Annotated in this window: 15 protein-coding genes and 1 pseudogene; 9 read left to right on the top strand and 7 right to left on the bottom strand. The window is 70.8% G+C overall.

Translation table 11 applies throughout. The annotated features are described in order from the left end of the window. Positions 1 to 136 precede the first annotated feature (136 nt). Positions 137 to 706 (bottom strand): RNA polymerase sigma factor, encoded by a 570-nt coding sequence (locus tag ORI94_RS29175; RefSeq protein WP_266081231.1) that lies wholly within the window; start codon positions 704 to 706, stop codon positions 137 to 139. A gap of 285 nt (positions 707 to 991) precedes the next feature. On the opposite strand from ORI94_RS29175, the gene ORI94_RS29170 reads away from it, so the two are divergent. The 7 genes and pseudogenes from ORI94_RS29170 (at position 992) to pstB (ending at position 9,760) form a co-directional block, all read left to right on the top strand. Then, positions 992 to 3,364 (top strand): RNA degradosome polyphosphate kinase, encoded by a 2,373-nt coding sequence (locus tag ORI94_RS29170; RefSeq protein WP_416237922.1) that lies wholly within the window; start codon positions 992 to 994, stop codon positions 3,362 to 3,364. Beyond that, positions 3,345 to 4,598: a CHAD domain-containing protein gene (locus tag ORI94_RS29165; protein WP_416237921.1), complete on the top strand. Its 1,254-nt coding sequence runs from the start codon at positions 3,345 to 3,347 to the stop codon at positions 4,596 to 4,598. Before ORI94_RS29170 ends, ORI94_RS29165 begins: the two co-directional genes overlap by 20 nt. Before the next feature lie 304 nt (positions 4,599 to 4,902). Next, positions 4,903 to 5,298: pseudogene (locus tag ORI94_RS29160) on the top strand (NUDIX hydrolase); the annotation flags it as partial. Positions 5,299 to 5,628: 330 nt separating this feature from the next. Beyond that, the gene (gene pstS, locus ORI94_RS29155; RefSeq protein ID WP_266081227.1) at positions 5,629 to 6,768 is read left to right on the top strand and encodes a phosphate ABC transporter substrate-binding protein PstS; all 1,140 of its coding nucleotides are present in this window, start codon (positions 5,629 to 5,631) and stop codon (positions 6,766 to 6,768) included. A 106-nt stretch (positions 6,769 to 6,874) separates the two neighbouring features. Then, on the top strand, positions 6,875 to 7,879 hold the full coding sequence (gene pstC / locus ORI94_RS29150; protein ID WP_266081225.1) for a phosphate ABC transporter permease subunit PstC: 1,005 nt from the start codon (positions 6,875 to 6,877) through the stop codon (positions 7,877 to 7,879). After that, positions 7,876 to 8,940 (top strand): phosphate ABC transporter permease PstA, encoded by a 1,065-nt coding sequence (gene pstA, locus ORI94_RS29145; protein WP_266081223.1) that lies wholly within the window; start codon positions 7,876 to 7,878, stop codon positions 8,938 to 8,940. The genes pstC and pstA overlap by 4 nt, the downstream gene beginning before the upstream one ends. A gap of 43 nt (positions 8,941 to 8,983) precedes the next feature. Further along, a complete protein-coding gene (pstB, locus tag ORI94_RS29140; protein WP_042174892.1) occupies positions 8,984 to 9,760 on the top strand; it encodes a phosphate ABC transporter ATP-binding protein PstB in 777 nt (258 codons plus the stop codon). A gap of 566 nt (positions 9,761 to 10,326) precedes the next feature. Here the strand turns inward: pstB and ORI94_RS29135 are convergent. Both ORI94_RS29135 and ORI94_RS29130 read right to left on the bottom strand, forming a co-directional pair. Then, a complete protein-coding gene (locus ORI94_RS29135) occupies positions 10,327 to 11,325 on the bottom strand; it encodes an inorganic phosphate transporter (protein ID WP_266081220.1) in 999 nt (332 codons plus the stop codon). An 8-nt stretch (positions 11,326 to 11,333) separates the two neighbouring features. Next, positions 11,334 to 11,954, bottom strand: coding sequence for a DUF47 domain-containing protein (locus ORI94_RS29130; RefSeq protein WP_266081218.1), 621 nt, complete (start codon positions 11,952 to 11,954; stop codon positions 11,334 to 11,336). A gap of 238 nt (positions 11,955 to 12,192) precedes the next feature. Between ORI94_RS29130 and ORI94_RS35635 the strand changes: the two genes are divergently transcribed. Then, positions 12,193 to 12,702, top strand: a complete 510-nt coding sequence (locus ORI94_RS35635; RefSeq protein WP_416237920.1) for a metal-sensitive transcriptional regulator — start codon at positions 12,193 to 12,195, stop codon at positions 12,700 to 12,702. 3 nt (positions 12,703 to 12,705) lie between these two features. Here ORI94_RS35635 and ORI94_RS29120 read toward each other — a convergent pair whose 3' ends face one another. Next, positions 12,706 to 12,894, bottom strand: coding sequence for a hypothetical protein (locus ORI94_RS29120; RefSeq protein ID WP_176726119.1), 189 nt, complete (start codon positions 12,892 to 12,894; stop codon positions 12,706 to 12,708). Between the two features lie 90 nt (positions 12,895 to 12,984). Next, positions 12,985 to 13,890, bottom strand: a complete 906-nt coding sequence (locus tag ORI94_RS29115) for a hypothetical protein (protein WP_266081212.1) — start codon at positions 13,888 to 13,890, stop codon at positions 12,985 to 12,987. A gap of 118 nt (positions 13,891 to 14,008) precedes the next feature. Between ORI94_RS29115 and ORI94_RS29110 the strand changes: the two genes are divergently transcribed. Continuing rightward, on the top strand, positions 14,009 to 14,170 hold the full coding sequence (locus ORI94_RS29110; RefSeq protein WP_266081210.1) for a hypothetical protein: 162 nt from the start codon (positions 14,009 to 14,011) through the stop codon (positions 14,168 to 14,170). 77 nt (positions 14,171 to 14,247) lie between these two features. Here the strand turns inward: ORI94_RS29110 and ORI94_RS29105 are convergent, their stop codons facing one another. Further along, positions 14,248 to 14,940 carry a phosphatase PAP2 family protein gene (locus tag ORI94_RS29105; protein WP_266081208.1) on the bottom strand — a complete coding sequence of 231 codons (693 nt, stop codon included), beginning with the start codon at positions 14,938 to 14,940 and terminating at the stop codon, positions 14,248 to 14,250. A 212-nt stretch (positions 14,941 to 15,152) separates the two neighbouring features. Next, entirely contained in the window at positions 15,153 to 16,163 is a 1,011-nt protein-coding gene (locus tag ORI94_RS29100; RefSeq protein ID WP_266081358.1) for an NlpC/P60 family protein, read from the bottom strand. Positions 16,164 to 16,206 lie beyond the last annotated feature (43 nt).

The following is a 16,206-nucleotide window of genomic DNA, read 5'->3' as shown; positions in this document are numbered from 1 at the left end:
TTCGCCGGACCCCCGGCCGAACCCCCGGCCGCACCACCATGCGCCCTTTCCCCCGAGCTACCGGCGGCGCCGTCCGTCACGCCACCGTTCGCGCCCTCTGCCGTGTCCCCGGCGGTGCCGTCCGTCGAGTCGTCCGTCATGCCAGTGCCTCCCGCAGTTGCTTGCGGGCCCGCATCGCCCGCGTCTTGACCGTCCCCGGCGGTATGCCGAGCAGTACGGCCGCCTCGCGGGTGGTCAGCCCGTCGACGACGGTGGCCTGGAGCACCGCGCGCAGCTCCGGCGACAGCCGGACCAGCGCGCCGGCCAGGTCTCCGTGCTCCACCCCCGCGAGCACGCGTTCCTCCGCCGAGACCTCGTCCCGGTGCCGCAGCCGGGCCAGTGTCTGCCGCAGCCGGCCGCGCGCCCCGGCACCGCGCAGCGCGTCGATCAGCCGGCGCGAGGCGATCCGCCACAGCCACCCGGCGGCGTCCCCACGAGCACCGCCCGCCGCGCTCGCCGCGTCCTCCCGGTACCGGGCCGTCCCCCGCCACACCGCGAGAAACGTCTCCTGGACGACGTCGTCGACGATCCCCGCGTCGGCGCACCGGCTGCGCATCCGGGCGGTCAGCCACGGGGCGTAGCGCCGGTACAGCTCCTCGAAGGCGCGCCGGTCGGCGTCCTCGGCAACGGCACGCAGCAGCTCACCGTCGCTTCTCGTTTCGCTCACGTCCCCTCATCGCACGAGCCCCGCGCATCGGTTCACACGGCCCCCACCGGACTCCGAACCCCCACCCCCACCGCCCCTGCCCCCGTCCCCTCTCCTCCTCGGCACATACGGTCGACCCGAGCACACCCGATCGAGGCAGTACCCGCCGTGTGGGCCTCCGCTCCGCGCGCCGGGGCCCGGCGCGCGGAGCGGACGCCCGTCCCGACCCCCGCGGGCCGCCCCCCGATATCCCGCACGTCATGTCTTCGTAACCGTTGATTCAGACTGTCTTGCGACGCTCGGCGAATGCATCCCGCCGCGCCAGAGCCGCCGCCCCGCAGGGGGAACGGGGACGTCCCACGGGCACGATCGCTCCCGCCCGCGCGCTCCGACGCGCTTGTGAAGCCCGTGGCGCGGAACAATGGATTTATGAGCCAGTCGAACGCCGCAAGTGGCGCCAAAGCCCAGGGTCAGGTACAACACGCGCAGCCCTCCGTGGGCTCCATCGCCGCCCACCGGCCGCACACCGTGGCCGGGACGGTCTCCGACCTGGAACCCGACATCGACTCGGATCTCGACGCCTACGAGGAGGCGGACACGGGCGGCGAGCCGCTGCCCCACGGCAGGTTCCTCGACCGGGAGCGCAGCTGGCTGGCGTTCAACGAGCGGGTCCTGGAGCTCGCCGAGGACCCGAGCACGCCCCTCCTCGAGCGGGCCAACTTCCTCGCGATCTTCGCCAGCAACCTGGACGAGTTCTTCATGGTCCGGGTGGCCGGCCTGAAGCGCCGTATCGCCACCGGTGTCGCCACCCGCTCCGCGTCCGGCCTCCAGCCGCGCGAGGTGCTGGAGATGATCTGGGCCCGTTCGCGCGAGCTGATGGCACGGCACGCCGCCTGCTTCCACGAGGACGTCCTCCCCGGGCTGGCGGACGCGGGCATCCACCTGGTCCGCTGGAGCGAGCTGACGGAGAAGGAGCAGGCCCGCCTGTTCACCCTCTTCCGGCACCAGATCTTCCCCGTGCTGACCCCCCTGGCGGTCGACCCGGCGCACCCCTTCCCGTACATATCGGGCCTGTCGCTGAACCTGGCCGTGATCGTGCGCAACCCGGTCACCGGTCACCGGCACTTCGCCCGGGTGAAGGTGCCGCCGCTGCTGTCCCGCTTCCTGGAGAGCTCCCCGGGCCGCTACGTCCCCGTCGAGGACGTCATCGCCGCCCACCTGGAGGAGCTGTTCCCGGGCATGGAGGTGCTCCAGCACCACGCCTTCCGGCTCACCCGCAACGAGGACCTGGAGGTAGAGGAGGACGACACCGAGAACCTGCTCCAGGCCCTGGAGAAGGAGCTCATGCGGCGCCGCTTCGGGCCGCCGGTGCGTCTGGAGGTCGAGGAGAACATCGACCGCGACATCCTGGACCTCCTGGTGCGCGAGCTGAAGATCGGCGAGGCCGAGGTGTACCCGCTGCCGGGACCGCTCGACCTCACCGGCCTCTTCCGGATCCACGGAATCGACCGGCCGGAGCTGAAGTACCGGGCGTTCATCGCCGGCACGCACCGCGATCTCGCCGAGGTCGAGTCGGCGTCCGCGGCGGACGTCTTCGCCGCGCTGCGCAGCCGGGACGTGCTGCTGCACCACCCGTACGACTCGTTCTCCACGTCCGTGCAGGCCTTCCTGGAGCAGGCGGCGGCCGACCCGGACGTCCTCGCGATCAAGCAGACCCTGTACCGGACGTCCGGCGACTCCCCGATCGTCGACGCGCTCATCGACGCGGCCGAGTCCGGCAAGCAGGTCCTCGTCCTGGTCGAGATCAAGGCCCGCTTCGACGAGTCCGCCAACATCAAGTGGGCGCGCAAGCTGGAGGAGTCCGGCTGCCACGTCGTGTACGGCCTGGTGGGCCTGAAGACCCACTGCAAGCTGTCCCTGGTGGTCCGCCAGGAGGGCGAGACGCTCCGGCGCTACTGCCACGTCGGCACCGGAAACTACCACCCGAAGACGGCCCGGCTGTACGAGGACCTCGGCCTGCTCACCGCCGACCCGCAGGTCGGCGCGGACCTCTCGGACCTGTTCAACCGCCTCTCCGGCTACTCGCGCCGCGAGACGTACCGGCGGCTGCTGGTCGCCCCCAAGTCCCTGCGCGACGGGCTGGTCTCCCGGATCAACAAGGAGGCCCAGCACCACCGCGCCGGACGCCCCGCGTACGTCCGCATCAAGGTCAACTCGATGGTGGACGAGGCGGTCATCGACGCCCTGTACCGGGCTTCGCAGGCGGGCGTCCCGGTGGACGTGTGGGTGCGCGGCATCTGCGCGATCCGGCCGGGCGTCGAGGGGCTGTCGGAGAACATCCGGGTCCGTTCCGTCCTCGGCCGGTTCCTCGAACACTCCCGCATCTTCTCCTTCGGCAACGGCGGCGAGCCCGAGGTGTGGTTCGGCAGCGCGGACATGATGCACCGCAACCTGGACCGCCGTATCGAGGCGCTGGTCAGGGTCACCGACCCCGGCCACCGGGCCTCCCTGAACCGGCTGCTGGAGTCCGGCATGTCCGACGGCACCACGTCCTGGCACCTCGGTCCGGACGGCGAGTGGACCCGGCACGCGACGGACGCGGACGGCCAGCCCCTGCGACATGTCCAGGAGATGCTCATAGACGCCCGGAGGCGCCGGCGTGGCACAGCAACACCTTGACCCGACGGACCCGGGGACCGGCCCGAAAACCGGCCTGACCACCGGCCCGCCGACCGGCCCGACGGCCGGTCCGACGGCCGGTCCGGTGTCCGCGGAGGCCCTGGCGGGCTATCTACGGGCCCAGGCCACCGAGTTCCTCCGCGCGCTGCGCCTCCACCGGGAGGCGGGGGCGGGCACGGCCTCGGAGGGTTCCGCCGAAGCGTCGCTCGCGCTGCGCCGCTCGGCCCGCCGGATCAGCGGCAGCCTGCACACCTTCCAGGCGGTCCTGGACCCCGGCTGGTCCGAGGCGATGCGCCCGGAGCTGGCCTGGGTCTCCGGCACCCTGGCCCTGGAACACGCCTGCTCGGCGCGGTTGGAGCGCCTGCTCCAGGCGCTGTACCGGCTGTCCGGCACGGCGGCGCTGCCGGCCCAGGGAGCGGCCGGGACCGGTCCTGGGGGCGGAGCGGGCGGAGCGGTCCGGCCCTCCGCCCCGGCCGCCGTCGCCGCCAGGGGCGAGGCCGCCTCCTCCACCGTCAGAACCGGCTCCACCGGAGCCGGACCCGCCACCGCCGCCCCCGAGCGCGGCAGCCTCACCGTGGGTGCCGCCAAGGCCGGTGCGCTGCTGGACCGGCAGCTCACCCTGGCCCGGACCAGGGCGCACTCCACCGCGCTCCAGGCTCTCGGCTCCTCCCGGTTCCACGCGGTCGCCGACAAGGTCGCCGTGCTGGCCAGCGAGGTTCCGCTGCTCCCGGGCGTCGGCGGAGCCGACCTGCGCCCGCCGGCCGAGGCCGCGCGGGAGCGGCTGGTCGACGCCGTCGCGGCGCTGCCCCTGCTCACCGCGGGGAGCCCGTACAACGCGGAGGCGCTGGTCCACGGGCTGTCCCCGGACCTGGCCCCGCATCCGCAGGACGCACCCTGGCACCAGGTCCGCCTGCTCCTGCGCCTGCACCGGTACGCCCGCGAAGCGCTGCACCACACCACCGCCGGTGCGGACGGCACCGCCCCGGCCCCGGAGTCAGCCGCCACCGCCCCGCCCCCCGACGTCCGTCTGCTCGCCGCCGGTGAGGCCCTCGACCGGCACCGGGACGCGTCCGAGGCGTCGGCGGCCGCGGCGAACGCCGCCCGGACCCCGCGCATCGCCCCGGCCACGGCGTACGCGCTCGGGGTGCTCCACGCGGACCAGCGGCACGAGGTGGAGGCGGCGCGGTACGCGTTCCAGCTCAGCTGGCAGAAGGACGTCCTCGGCTCGCCGTAGGCCGTGCCGTTGCGCTCCCGCCCGCCCCGCCCCGGCAGCGTGCCCGCTCCCTGGGCTCTCCGCTTCCCCCGAGCGGGGGGACCCCGTGGGTGGGGGACCCCGTGGGTGGGGGACCCCGTGGGTGGGGGACCCCGTGGGTGGGGGACCGCCATGGCCCCGCAAGGCGCACCCCGCGGGCGGACGACAGGTATGCGACGACAGGACCCAGGAGGCCCCGGTGGGCTCGACCCCGCTCGACCACGACTCCGGCCGCACCCGCGACCGCACGTCCGGCGGCCCGCGCACACCCGGCCGGCCCGGCCGCCTGACCGTCCAGGCGGCCGGATGTGTCCTGTGGCGCCCTTCCCCGGTCACGCGCACGCTCGAACTGTGTCTCGTCCACCGCCCCAAGTACGACGACTGGTCCTGGCCCAAGGGGAAGCTGAAGCGCGGCGAGGACGCGCTCGCCGGTGCGCTGCGCGAGGTCGCCGAGGAGACGGGCCACTCGGCCGTGGCGGCGGCCGAACTCCCGTCGGCGCACTATCTGGCGAACGGCCGCCCCAAGCGCGTCCGCTACTGGGCCGCCGAGGCGGTCTCCGGCACGTTCACGCCCAACGACGAGGTGGACCGGATCCTGTGGCTCCCCCCGCACATGGCCCGCCGCCGGCTCACCGAGCCGAGGGACGCGGACCTGGTGGACGCCCTGCTCGCCACCTTCCGCACGACGGCGGCGACAGCCACGGCGGTGGCCACGGCTGCCACGATGACGGCGGCGGACCCGTCCGCGCCCCGTAGGAACGTGCCCACTGCCCCGTTCCCGCCCGGTATCCGCCCGTGTCCTTGACGTAAGCGTTCCGTGACCTCACCGCACCGTCCACAGGGGTTCACCTCCCGTTCATTTACGACGATGGGGTGCTTCACCTCTTCTGCCTAATTTCGGCCTTACGGGATGCGAACCGCCTACCGAACGGGCACTCGCACCCCCCGGACTCCGACTTAAGACTCCGCACGCCGCCGGAATTCAGGACGGCGGCTCCTGGAAGGAACTCAAGTGAAGCTTCAGCGCAAGAACCGGCGGGCCCTCGCTCTCGGTGCTCTCGCCGTCTCCGGCGCCCTGGCCCTCACGGCGTGCGGCTCGGACGACACCAGCGGCGGCGGCAGCGGCAGCGGCGCCGGCGACAGCTCGGCCACGGCGCAGGCCGGCAACATCGACTGCTCCGACGCCTCCGGCCAGCTCCAGGCCTCCGGCTCGTCCGCGCAGAAGAACGCGATCGACGCCTGGGTCAAGAACTACGCGGCCGCCTGCAAGGACGCGCAGATCAACTACCGCCCCGACGGTTCCGGCGCCGGTATCACCGCGTTCCTCCAGGGTCAGACCGCGTTCGCCGGTTCCGACTCGGCCCTCAAGCCGGAGGAGATCGAGGACTCCAAGAAGGTCTGCACCGACGGTCAGGCCATCGACCTGCCGATGGTCGGCGGTCCGATCGCCGTCGGCTTCAACGTCCCGGGTGTCGACACGCTCGTCCTGGACGCCGCGACCCTCTCGGAGATCTTCGACAGCAAGATCACCAACTGGAACGACAAGAAGATCGCGAAGCTGAACCCCGACGCGAAGCTTCCCGACCTGAAGATCCAGGCCTTCCACCGCTCGGACGAGTCCGGCACCACGGACAACTTCACCAAGTACCTGAAGGCCGCCGCGCCCGACGCCTGGCCCTACGAGCCCGGCAAGTCGTGGGAGGCCAAGGGCGGCCAGTCCGCCCAGGGCTCCTCCGGTGTGGCGCAGCAGGTGAAGCAGACCTCGGGTGCGATCTCGTACTTCGAGCTCTCCTACGCCAAGGACGGCATCACGACCGTCGACATGAAGACCGAGGCCGCCGAGCCGGTCAAGGCCACGATCGAGAACGCCACGGCCGCCATCGGCGCCGCCAAGGTCGTCGGCACCGGCAAGGACCTCGCGCTGGAGCTGGACTACACCCCGGACGCCGAGGGCGCCTACCCGCTCGTCCTGGTGACGTACGAGATCGCCTGCGACAAGGGCAACAAGGCGGAGACCCTGCCCGCCACGAAGTCCTTCCTGAACTACATGGCCTCCGAGGACGGTCAGGGCCTGCTGGCGGACGCCGGCTACGCCCCGATGCCCGAGGACATCATCACCAAGGTTCGCGAGACCATCACGAGCCTGAGCTGACCCCGAGTGCGGTCCGGCCCCGGCACCCGGGGCCGGACCGCACCGTCCGGTGCACCGCCGCCAGGAGCCCCCGAACAGCGGGAGGCCCCGCAGACCGGAGACCCTGATGGACATATCGACACAGCAGACCGCTCCACCCCCCGTTCCTCCGCCGGCCACGACGGAACAGAAGCGTGCCGCACGCGGCGCCACCCGTCCCGGCGACCGGGTCTTCCTCGGGCTCTCCCGGGGGTCCGGCATCCTCGTTCTGGTGATCATGGCCGCGATCGCGGCCTTCCTCACCTACCGCACCGTTCTCGCGCTGAGTGAGAACGAGGCCAACTTCTTCACCTCGTTCGACTGGAACCCCAGCGGCAGCCCGCCGGAGTTCGGCATCGCGGTCCTGGCCTACGGCACCGTCGTGTCGTCGATCATCGCCATGGTCATCGCGGTCCCGGTCTCGGTGGGCATCGCGCTGTTCATCACGCACTACGCCCCGCGCAGGTTCGGCGGCACCATCGCGTACGTGATCGACCTGCTCGCCGCCGTGCCCTCCATCGTCTACGGCCTGTGGGGCGCCCTCGTCCTGGTGCCGCACATGGACGGCCTCTACGGCTGGCTGGACGACTACTTCGGCTGGACCGGGATCTTCGAGTGGAACGGCGGCGCCGCGCGCTCGCTGTTCACCGTCGGCGTCCTGCTCTCCCTGATGATCCTTCCGATCATCACCAGCGTCAGCCGTGAGGTCTTCCGGCAGGCGCCGCTGATGCACCAGGAGGCGGCGCTCGCCCTGGGCGCCACCCGCTGGGAGGTCATCCGCATGTCGGTGATCCCCTTCGGCCGCTCCGGCGTGATCTCCGCCTCGATGCTGGGCCTCGGCCGCGCGCTCGGCGAGACGATGGCCGTGGCCATGGTGCTCTCGCCGTCCTTCGACATCAACGCCAGCCTGCTCGACCCGGGCGGCGGCACGTTCGCGCAGAACATCGCCAGCAAGTTCAACGAGGCCACCGTGATGGGCCGGGACGCGCTGATCGCGTCCGGTCTGGTGCTCTTCGTGATCACCCTGCTGGTCAACGGCGGCGCCCGCCTGATCATCGCCCGTCGCAAGGAGTACTCGGGGGCCAACGCATGAGCCACTCAACGATCACCCCCAAGTCCGCGCACTCCCTGCACGGCGCCCGGCTCCCCCAGTGGTTCGCCTGGGCCGTCGCCGCGGGCTCCGTCGCCCTGGGCCTCGGCATCAGCACCGTGGCCGGCCTGGACAGCAGCATCCAGTGGGCGCTGATCGCCGCGGTCCTCTTCGTCCTCGGCTCCTACGCCGTCTCGGCCACGGTCGAGGGCCGGCGCCAGGCCAAGGACCGCACCGCGACCAGCCTGGTCTGGGTCGCCTTCCTGATCGCCGTCATCCCGCTGGCCTCCCTCATCTGGGAGACCCTCAAGCGCGGTGTGAAGGTCCTCGACGGCTACTTCCTCACCCACTCCATGGGCGTCGTCGCCGACAGCGAGCCGGGCGGCGGCATCTACCACGCCATACTCGGCACCCTGGAGCAGGTCGGCATCGCCGCGCTGATCTCGGTCCCGGTCGGTGTGCTGACCGCGATCTACCTGGTCGAGTACGGCCGGGGCAAGCTCGCCAAGGCCGTCACCTTCTTCGTCGACGTCATGACGGGTATCCCGTCCATCGTCGCCGGTCTGTTCATCCTCAGCCTGTGGATCGTGATCCTGGGCATGGGCTACTCCGGCTTCGCCGGGTCGCTCGCCCTGTGCATCCTGATGATCCCGGTGGTCGTCCGCTCCACGGAGGAGATGCTCAAGCTCGTCCCGAACGAGCTGCGCGAGGCGTCCCTCGCGCTCGGCATCCCGAAGTGGCGCACCATCCTGAAGGTCGTCCTGCCCACGTCCATCGGTGGCATCACCACCGGTGTCATGCTGGCCGTCGCCCGCATCACCGGTGAGACCGCCCCCGTGCTGCTGCTGGTCTGGGGTACGAGCGTGATCAACGCCAACCCCTTCTCCGACCCGCAGGCGTCACTGCCGATGTACATCTACCTGCAGTACGCCAACAGCGGCGGCTCCGGCGCGGCCTACGACCGTGCCTGGGCGGCAGCCCTGACGCTCATCGCGTTCATCATGATCCTCAACCTGGTGGCCCGCGGCATCGCCCGCTGGAAGGCCCCGCAGACCGGTCGCTGACGCGGCCCTCGGCGACTCGGACCCGAAAGAAGCAGTGATCCACATGGCCAAGCGCATCGACATCAGCGGCCTCAACGCCTACTACAGTTCCTTCCTCGCCATCGAGGACATCTCGATGACCGTCGAGCCCCGCTCCGTGACGGCCTTCATCGGCCCGTCCGGCTGCGGCAAGTCGACCTTCCTGCGCACGCTCAACCGCATGCACGAGGTCACGCCGGGTGGCAGGGTCGAGGGCAAGGTCATGCTCGACGACGAGAACCTCTACGGTCCCGGCATCGACCCGGTCGCCGTGCGGCGCGAGGTCGGCATGGTCTTCCAGCGTCCCAACCCGTTCCCCACCATGTCGGTCTACGACAACGTGGCGGCCGGGCTGCGCCTGAACGGCAAGTACAAGAAGTCCGAGCTGGACGGCGTCGTCGAGAAGTCCCTCCGGGGCGCCAACCTCTGGAACGAGGTCAAGGACCGCCTGAACAAGCCCGGCTCGGGCCTCTCCGGCGGTCAGCAGCAGCGTCTGTGCATCGCCCGCGCGATCGCGGTCGAGCCGAAGGTGCTCCTGATGGACGAGCCCTGCTCCGCCCTGGACCCGATCTCCACCCTCGCCATCGAGGACCTGATCGGTGAGCTCAAGGAGCAGTTCACGATCGTCATCGTGACGCACAACATGCAGCAGGCCGCGCGCGTCTCGGACCGCACGGCGTTCTTCAACCTGGCGGCCGTCGGCCAGCCGGGCAGGCTGATCGAGATCGACGACACGGAGCGCATCTTCTCCAACCCGTCGGTCCAGGCCACCGAGGACTACATCTCCGGCCGCTTCGGCTGACCCGAACCCCTCGCGGTGCTGCATGGCGGTGCCACCGCGAGGACACAGAAGAGGCCCGCCCCCACTACCGGGGGCGGGCCTCTTCGTCTGCCCTACGGTGCCGGGCGCTGCAGGATGCCACCAGGTGCGGGGCGCCGGACGCCACGCGGCACGCGGCACGCGCGGCACACGGCACACGGCAGAGGTTCTGGACACCGGGCGGCGGACACCGGACGCGTGCGCCACCAACTGCCGGACGCCGGACACAGGGCTGTCGGGCCCAGGGCGTCGAATGCCGGCCGTCGGGCCCAGGACCGTCGAATGCAGGGCCCTCGGACGCAGGGCGTCGGACGCAGGGCGTCGGACGCAGGGCCCTCGGACGCCGGACACCGGACACCGGACACAGGGCCGTCGGACGCAGGGCGTCGGACGGCCACGTGCCATGCACCAAATTCCGGGCGCCGGGCGCCGGGTACCACACGCCAGGCCCCGGGCGCCACGCACCGCGCGGCACACGCCGTACGCCCGGTTTCGGGCGGTACACGTCGGTGTCACGTGTCAACCGCCGACACCGGCACCGGGACCGGCTAGAGGAACGCCAGGTACACGAGCCCGTACGAGACCGCCGCCACCAGGGCCGCCGCGGGCATCGTGATGAACCAGCCCAGGATGATGTTCTTGGCGACGCCCCAGCGCACCGCGTTCACCCGCTTCGTCGCGCCGACGCCCATGATCGCCGAGGTGATCACGTGCGTCGTCGAGATCGGCGCGTGGAACAGGTACGCCGACCCGAACATGATCGTCGCGCCGGTGGCCTCGGCCGCGAAGCCCTGCGGCGGGTCCAGCTCGATGATCTTCCGCCCGAGCGTCCGCATGATCCGCCAGCCGCCGGCGTAGGTGCCCGCCGACAGCATCAGCGCGCAGGCGATCTTCACCCAGACCGGGATCGGGTCGCTGTACTCCTCGATGTCGGCGATGACCAGGGCCATCACCACGATGCCCATGGTCTTCTGCGCGTCCTGCAGACCGTGGCCGAGCGCCATGCCGGCCGCCGACACGGTCTGCGCGATACGGAAGCCCCGCTTGGCCTTGTGCGGGTTGGAGTTCCGGAAGATCCACATGATCGCGGTCATGACCAGGTAGCCCGCGAGCAGGCCCACGATCGGCGAGACGAACATCGGGATGACGATCTTCTCGAGCACCCCGCCCCAGTACACCGTCGTCCCGCCGGCCAGTGCCGCTCCGACCATGCCGCCGAACAGGGCGTGCGAGGAGGAGGACGGCAGGCCGAAGTACCAGGTGATGAGGTTCCAGGTGATCGCGCCGACCAGCGCCGCGAACAGGATCCCCATGCCCTTCGAACCCTCGGGGGTCTGGATCAGCCCCTCGCTGACGGTCTTGGCGACCTCGGAGCCCAGGAAGGCGCCGACCAGGTTCATGACGGCGGCCATGGCGAGCGCCGCGCGCGGGGTGAGCGCACGGGTCGACACCGAGGTGGCGATGGCGTTCGCCGAGTCGTGGAAGCCGTTCGTGTACGTGAAGAAGAGCGCGACGCCGATGGTCACGACCAGAGCGAAGGTGTCCATGGACGGTTTCAGGACTCCTTGACGGCGATGGTCTCCACCGTGTTCGCCACATGCTCGAAGGCGTCGGCCGCCTCCTCGAGGACGTCCACGATCTGCTTCAGCTTGAGCACCTCGATGGCGTCGTACTTGCCGCTGAAGAGGTGGGCCAGCAGTTTGCGGTGGATCTGGTCGGCCTGGTTCTCCAGGCGGTTGACCTCGATCCAGTACTCGGTGAGGTGGTCCATGGTGCGCAGGTTCGGCATGGCCTCGGCCGTGAGCTCGGCGGCCCGCGCGAGCACCTCGATCTGCTGGTCGACGCCCTTGGGCAGTTCCTCGATGTTGTAGAGGACGACCAGGTCGACGGCCTCCTCCATGAAGTCCATGATGTCGTCGAGGGACGAGGCGAGGGTGTAGATGTCCTCGCGGTCGAAGGGCGTGATGAACGAGGAGTTCAGCTGGTGGAAGATCGCATGGGTGGCGTCGTCACCCGCGTGTTCCGCGGCCCGCATACGCTCGGCGATCTCACCCCGGGCAGGGGTGTCCGCCCCGAGCAGTTCCATGAGGAGTTTCGAGCCCGTGACGATGTTGTCCGCGGATGCGGCGAACATGTCGTAGAAGCTCGTCTCCCTGGGGGTCAGACGAAAGCGCACGTGGGGTCCTCGGGGTGCATCGGTTCGGTGTGGCTGATGCTAGGTGCACCATCCAGCCACGGCTACGGGCCGCCCACCAGTGTCACCCATCAGGCAGGAGGACGGGCACGGGGGCGGCCCGACGGCTGCGCCACGGCCGGCGCCCGCGGTACCGGCCACAGTGCCTATACCCAGCAAAGTTCGGTACGATATACCCACCAGGGGTATATGTCGCCCGCCATTGCACCAGGAGGACGCGATGACGACCACCGAGGCCGGCGCGGACGCGCCCTCCTCCCCGGACGCAACGGACGGGACGGATGTGACGGACGTGACGGACGTGACGGAGGCAAAGGCCGCAACGGGAACGAAAGACACCCCCACCGCGACGAATGTGATCGATTCAACCGCCCCTGCGCCCACCGGAACAGCAGGGACGGCGGGGACGGCGGGGACGGCGGGGATCGTGACCGACCATGACCGGGGCATCCACGGCTACCACCACGAGAAGCAGGAACACCTCAAGCGCCTGCGCCGTATCGAGGGCCAGATCCGGGGCCTGCAGCGGATGGTCGACGAGGACGTCTACTGCATCGACATACTCACCCAGGTGTCCGCCTCCACCAAGGCGCTGCAGTCCTTCGCCCTGCAACTGCTGGAGGAGCACCTGCGCCACTGCGTCGCGGACGCGGCCCTCAAGGGCGGCGACGAGATCGACGCCAAGGTCAAGGAAGCCACCCAGGCCATCGCCCGCATGCTCCGCACCTGACCCCTACGGACGCGCCCCGACCGCCGTCTCCGCACGCACCTCGGCCACACGCAGCACCTGGTCGATGCTCTCCAGGCTGAGTGGCCCCTGGGCGGCGGAGGCGGCGATGATCAGCTCCCCGCACAGCTCGATCTCGGCGAGGGCCACATGGTCCTGAACCAAACCACCCCCGAGCGGAGCCACGCACGTCACCTCATCCATACGGTCATACGGTCATAGGCTTCCTAGGGTAGGCAGCACCCGACTCCCCGCGCATGGCACGTAAGGGCTAGTTCACGCCGGTCAGTCCCGGCCCGGGCCCCCTCCTTCCTCGGCCGGCTCATGGCCCGGCTGCTGGGCGATCCGCCCCGCATAGATGTCGTCGGCCTCCGGGAGGCGTACGTCGGCGGGGGTGCCGAAGGCGTAGAGGAGGGTGGTGGAGGCGACCGCGACCGGGGCGGACTCCTCGTCGTTCACGAAGCTGAAGCGGTGGCGGACCTTGCGGATGCGTCCCTGGTCGTCGAGGTAGACGTCGAAGGGGACCTCGGCGGTGGCGAACCCGGCCGCCGCCGCGCCGAGCGGCCCCTTGTTCGCCGCCGAGGCGGCCTGCGCGGCCTCGTGCAGATCCGCGGTGCCCCGGTAGTGCCGCACCGCGGCGCCCGCGAGCTCCGTCTTCCCCACGTACGTCGCCGTCCGCGCCCCGCGCAGCAACTCGGCGGCGGTGAACGGGTCGGTGGCGCCGCCGGTGACGAGGTTCCCGTCGGACAGGGTCCCGGTGTCCACCCGCACCCACTTGTCCGCGGGCACTCCGGCCCCCCGGTTCTTCATGAACAGCGCGCCCGGCGCGAGCAGTTCGGTGATGGGCCGGCGCACCGGCGCCCCGGACGGGTCCTGCGGCAGCAGCACCTCCAGCCGGCCGATCCGCTTCCGGTAGTCGTAGACGCCCTCACCGCGGATGGTCACGCGGGTGCCGCCGGTGGCCATCTCCATCGACGTACGCGCTTTGGAGCTGCCCGCGTCCACCAGCGCGTCCGCGGCCTCCCGCACCACCACCGCCGCCTCACCGGCGGCCGTGCCGCCGTCCCCGCCGCCGGTCGCCGCCCCGCTGCGGCCGCACCCCGAGACACCGCCGAGGGCCAGCCCGCCCGCCACGCCGAGCACAACGACCGCACCACCGATCCGCGTACGCCGCGGTTGCCGTCCAGCCATGGTCCGCCTACCCCCGCTCCATCCGACACGGGCCATCCCTTTTCCAGGGTTAACGACCGGTAGGGAACGCCGTCACGGACCCGGTCACACGGCCACGCGCGGGCGGTACCGTGGTGACGTGGAAGAGCAGGACGACACGGAGCACTCCCAGGAGCACCGGATCACCACCGCCGAACTGGGACCTTTCTGCTTCGCCCGCTGCAGTTGCGGCTGGCGCGGCCCCGCGCGAAGGGCCAGAAGCCTGGCCCGCGCCGAGGGCCAGAAACACGCGATGGGGTGACCTTCCCGGGAATCCACCCGGGGGCCACCCCATCGGTCTGCCGCCTGCGGTCCGCGGCCGCGTGCGGACCGCGCGGCCTACGCCGCCAGGTCCCGCCTGCCCGTCTGCGAGGACCGCGCCTCACCGGGGATCACCCGCGCCCGGGCCTGCCGTCCTTTGATCAGCCACGCCCCCCGCCGCGACTGCTCGACCGCCCTCATGAGCGGTGTCAGCAGCGCCATCGCGGGCGGCGACAGCAGCAGGGCGACGGCCGTGCCGAGCGCGAGCCCACCCACGACGTCGGTCGGGTAGTGCACACCCATGTAGACCCGGATGAACCCGCCCAACACCCCGATCACCAGGGCGACGAGCCCGAGCCGCCGGTTGGCCAGGAACAGCCCCACCGCCAGCGCCATGGTGAGCGTCGCGTGGTCGCTGACGAACGAGAAGTCGGTCTTGCCGTCGACCAGGACCTCGAGCCCCTCATGGTCGTGGAACGGTCTGCGCCGCTCCACGAAGCCGCGTATCGGCACGTTCACCAGGACCGCGACGCCCGCCGCGAGCGGAGCCCACACCAGGGCCGCCACGGTCGGGGCCGCGTCCTCGCCGCCCCGCCGTCTGACGCCCCACCAGCACCACACCACCATCCCGATCAGGGCGAACAGCAGGCCGAACTCACCCATGAATCCCATGATTTCGTCGACCCAGGGAGGCGCGGCCTTCGCCAGGCCGTTGATGTCGTACAGCAGGTCGACGTCGGGATTCGACCCGGAGTCGGCGAGTCCAGCCATGGTGCTGCGGCTCCTTCGTCGGTTTGTCTCGGCGCACAGGGCGATACGCCGCTCCGCCACCCCCGTGGTGTGTAGGTCCGCTGACTGTTCGGGCTACGACAACAGGAACGCACGACCCTTGCCCGTACGTTCCAACATCCACTGAATGAGCACGCAGACGTTATCGAAGAGAGATACGTCTTCGCAGCTCAGGGGGTGGGTTCACCGACCGCTCAGACCGTCGCGGGGAGCGCTTTCGCGCCATCTTCGGTGACGCGAGTGGCACCGAAGTAGTCAGGTGTGTCGATCGGGTCGAACCGGATCACAGCACCCGGACGCGGCGCGTTGATCATGTACCCGCCGCCGACGTAAATGCCCACATGCCGGATGGCCCGCGAATTGGTGAGGTCGTCCGAGAAGAAGACCAGATCACCGGGGAGCAATTCCTCCCGCGCGGGATGCGGTCCCGCGTTGTACTGGTCGTTCGCCACCCGCGGGAGTGTGATCCCCACGCTCTCGTACGCGGCCTTCGTCAGTCCCGAGCAGTCGAAGCGTCCTCCCTGGTCAGCGGTGCCGTTACCGCCCCAGAGGTAGAGCGTGCCGAGCTTCTCCTGCGCGTAGTGGATGGCTCCGGCCGCCTGCTCGGACGGGTCGACCCGGCCGACCGGCGCGGCGAAGCTCTTCTCCAGGGAGAGGATGCGCTTGACGTAGTTCTGCGTCTCCTCGTAGGGCGGCACACCGCTGTACCTGATGACCGCATAGGCCCCCGCGTTGTAGGAGGCCAGCATGTTTTCAGTCAAATTACCCGGGACGTCCTTCACATAGCCCGCGAGGGCGCAGTCGTACGTCGCCGCCGACGGAATCGCGTCGTTCGGGTCCCACACGTCCCGGTCGCCGTCGCCGTCCCCGTCGACACCGTGGGTGGCCCAGGTGCCGGGGATGAACTGGGCGATGCCCTGCGCCGCCGCGTGGCTCTGCGCCTTAGGGTTGAACCCGCTCTCCTGGTACAACTGGGCGGCGAGTAGCGCCGGGTTGATGGCCGGGCAGAGATTGCCCCAGGTCGCCACGAGCTTCTGGTACTCGGCCGGCACCGCGCCCTTGGCCAGCGTCTTGGCGGCCCCGCCACCGGCCCCGCCCGCGAGGCTCCCCGCGACGACGTAGACCCCGACGGCGAGCAGCATGACGAAGGCGATCGCCGAACTTCCCGCGACCCCCACCGCGATCCAGGCCTTACGCACCGTCAACCGCCCCTCGCCGTCCAGAAGTACGCCGTCCACTGCCCACGTC

This window comes from Streptomyces sp. NEAU-W12 (assembly GCF_026242095.1).
Classification (GTDB): Bacteria; Actinomycetota; Actinomycetes; order Streptomycetales; family Streptomycetaceae; genus Streptomyces.
This window is presented reverse-complemented; position numbering and strand designations above follow the sequence as displayed.

Coding starts and splice junctions, on each gene's coding strand:
- ORI94_RS29105 (WP_266081208.1), bottom strand. CDS start 14,940: ATGGCTGGACTCGCCGACTCCGGGTCGAATCCCGACGTCGACCTGCTG.
- ORI94_RS29135 (WP_266081220.1), bottom strand. CDS start 11,325: ATGGACACCTTCGCTCTGGTCGTGACCATCGGCGTCGCGCTCTTCTTC.
- ORI94_RS35635 (WP_416237920.1), top strand. CDS start 12,193: ATGACGACCACCGAGGCCGGCGCGGACGCGCCCTCCTCCCCGGACGCA.
- pstB (WP_042174892.1), top strand. CDS start 8,984: ATGGCCAAGCGCATCGACATCAGCGGCCTCAACGCCTACTACAGTTCC.
- pstC (WP_266081225.1), top strand. CDS start 6,875: ATGGACATATCGACACAGCAGACCGCTCCACCCCCCGTTCCTCCGCCG.
- ORI94_RS29170 (WP_416237922.1), top strand. CDS start 992: ATGCATCCCGCCGCGCCAGAGCCGCCGCCCCGCAGGGGGAACGGGGAC.
- pstA (WP_266081223.1), top strand. CDS start 7,876: ATGAGCCACTCAACGATCACCCCCAAGTCCGCGCACTCCCTGCACGGC.
- ORI94_RS29115 (WP_266081212.1), bottom strand. CDS start 13,890: ATGGCTGGACGGCAACCGCGGCGTACGCGGATCGGTGGTGCGGTCGTT.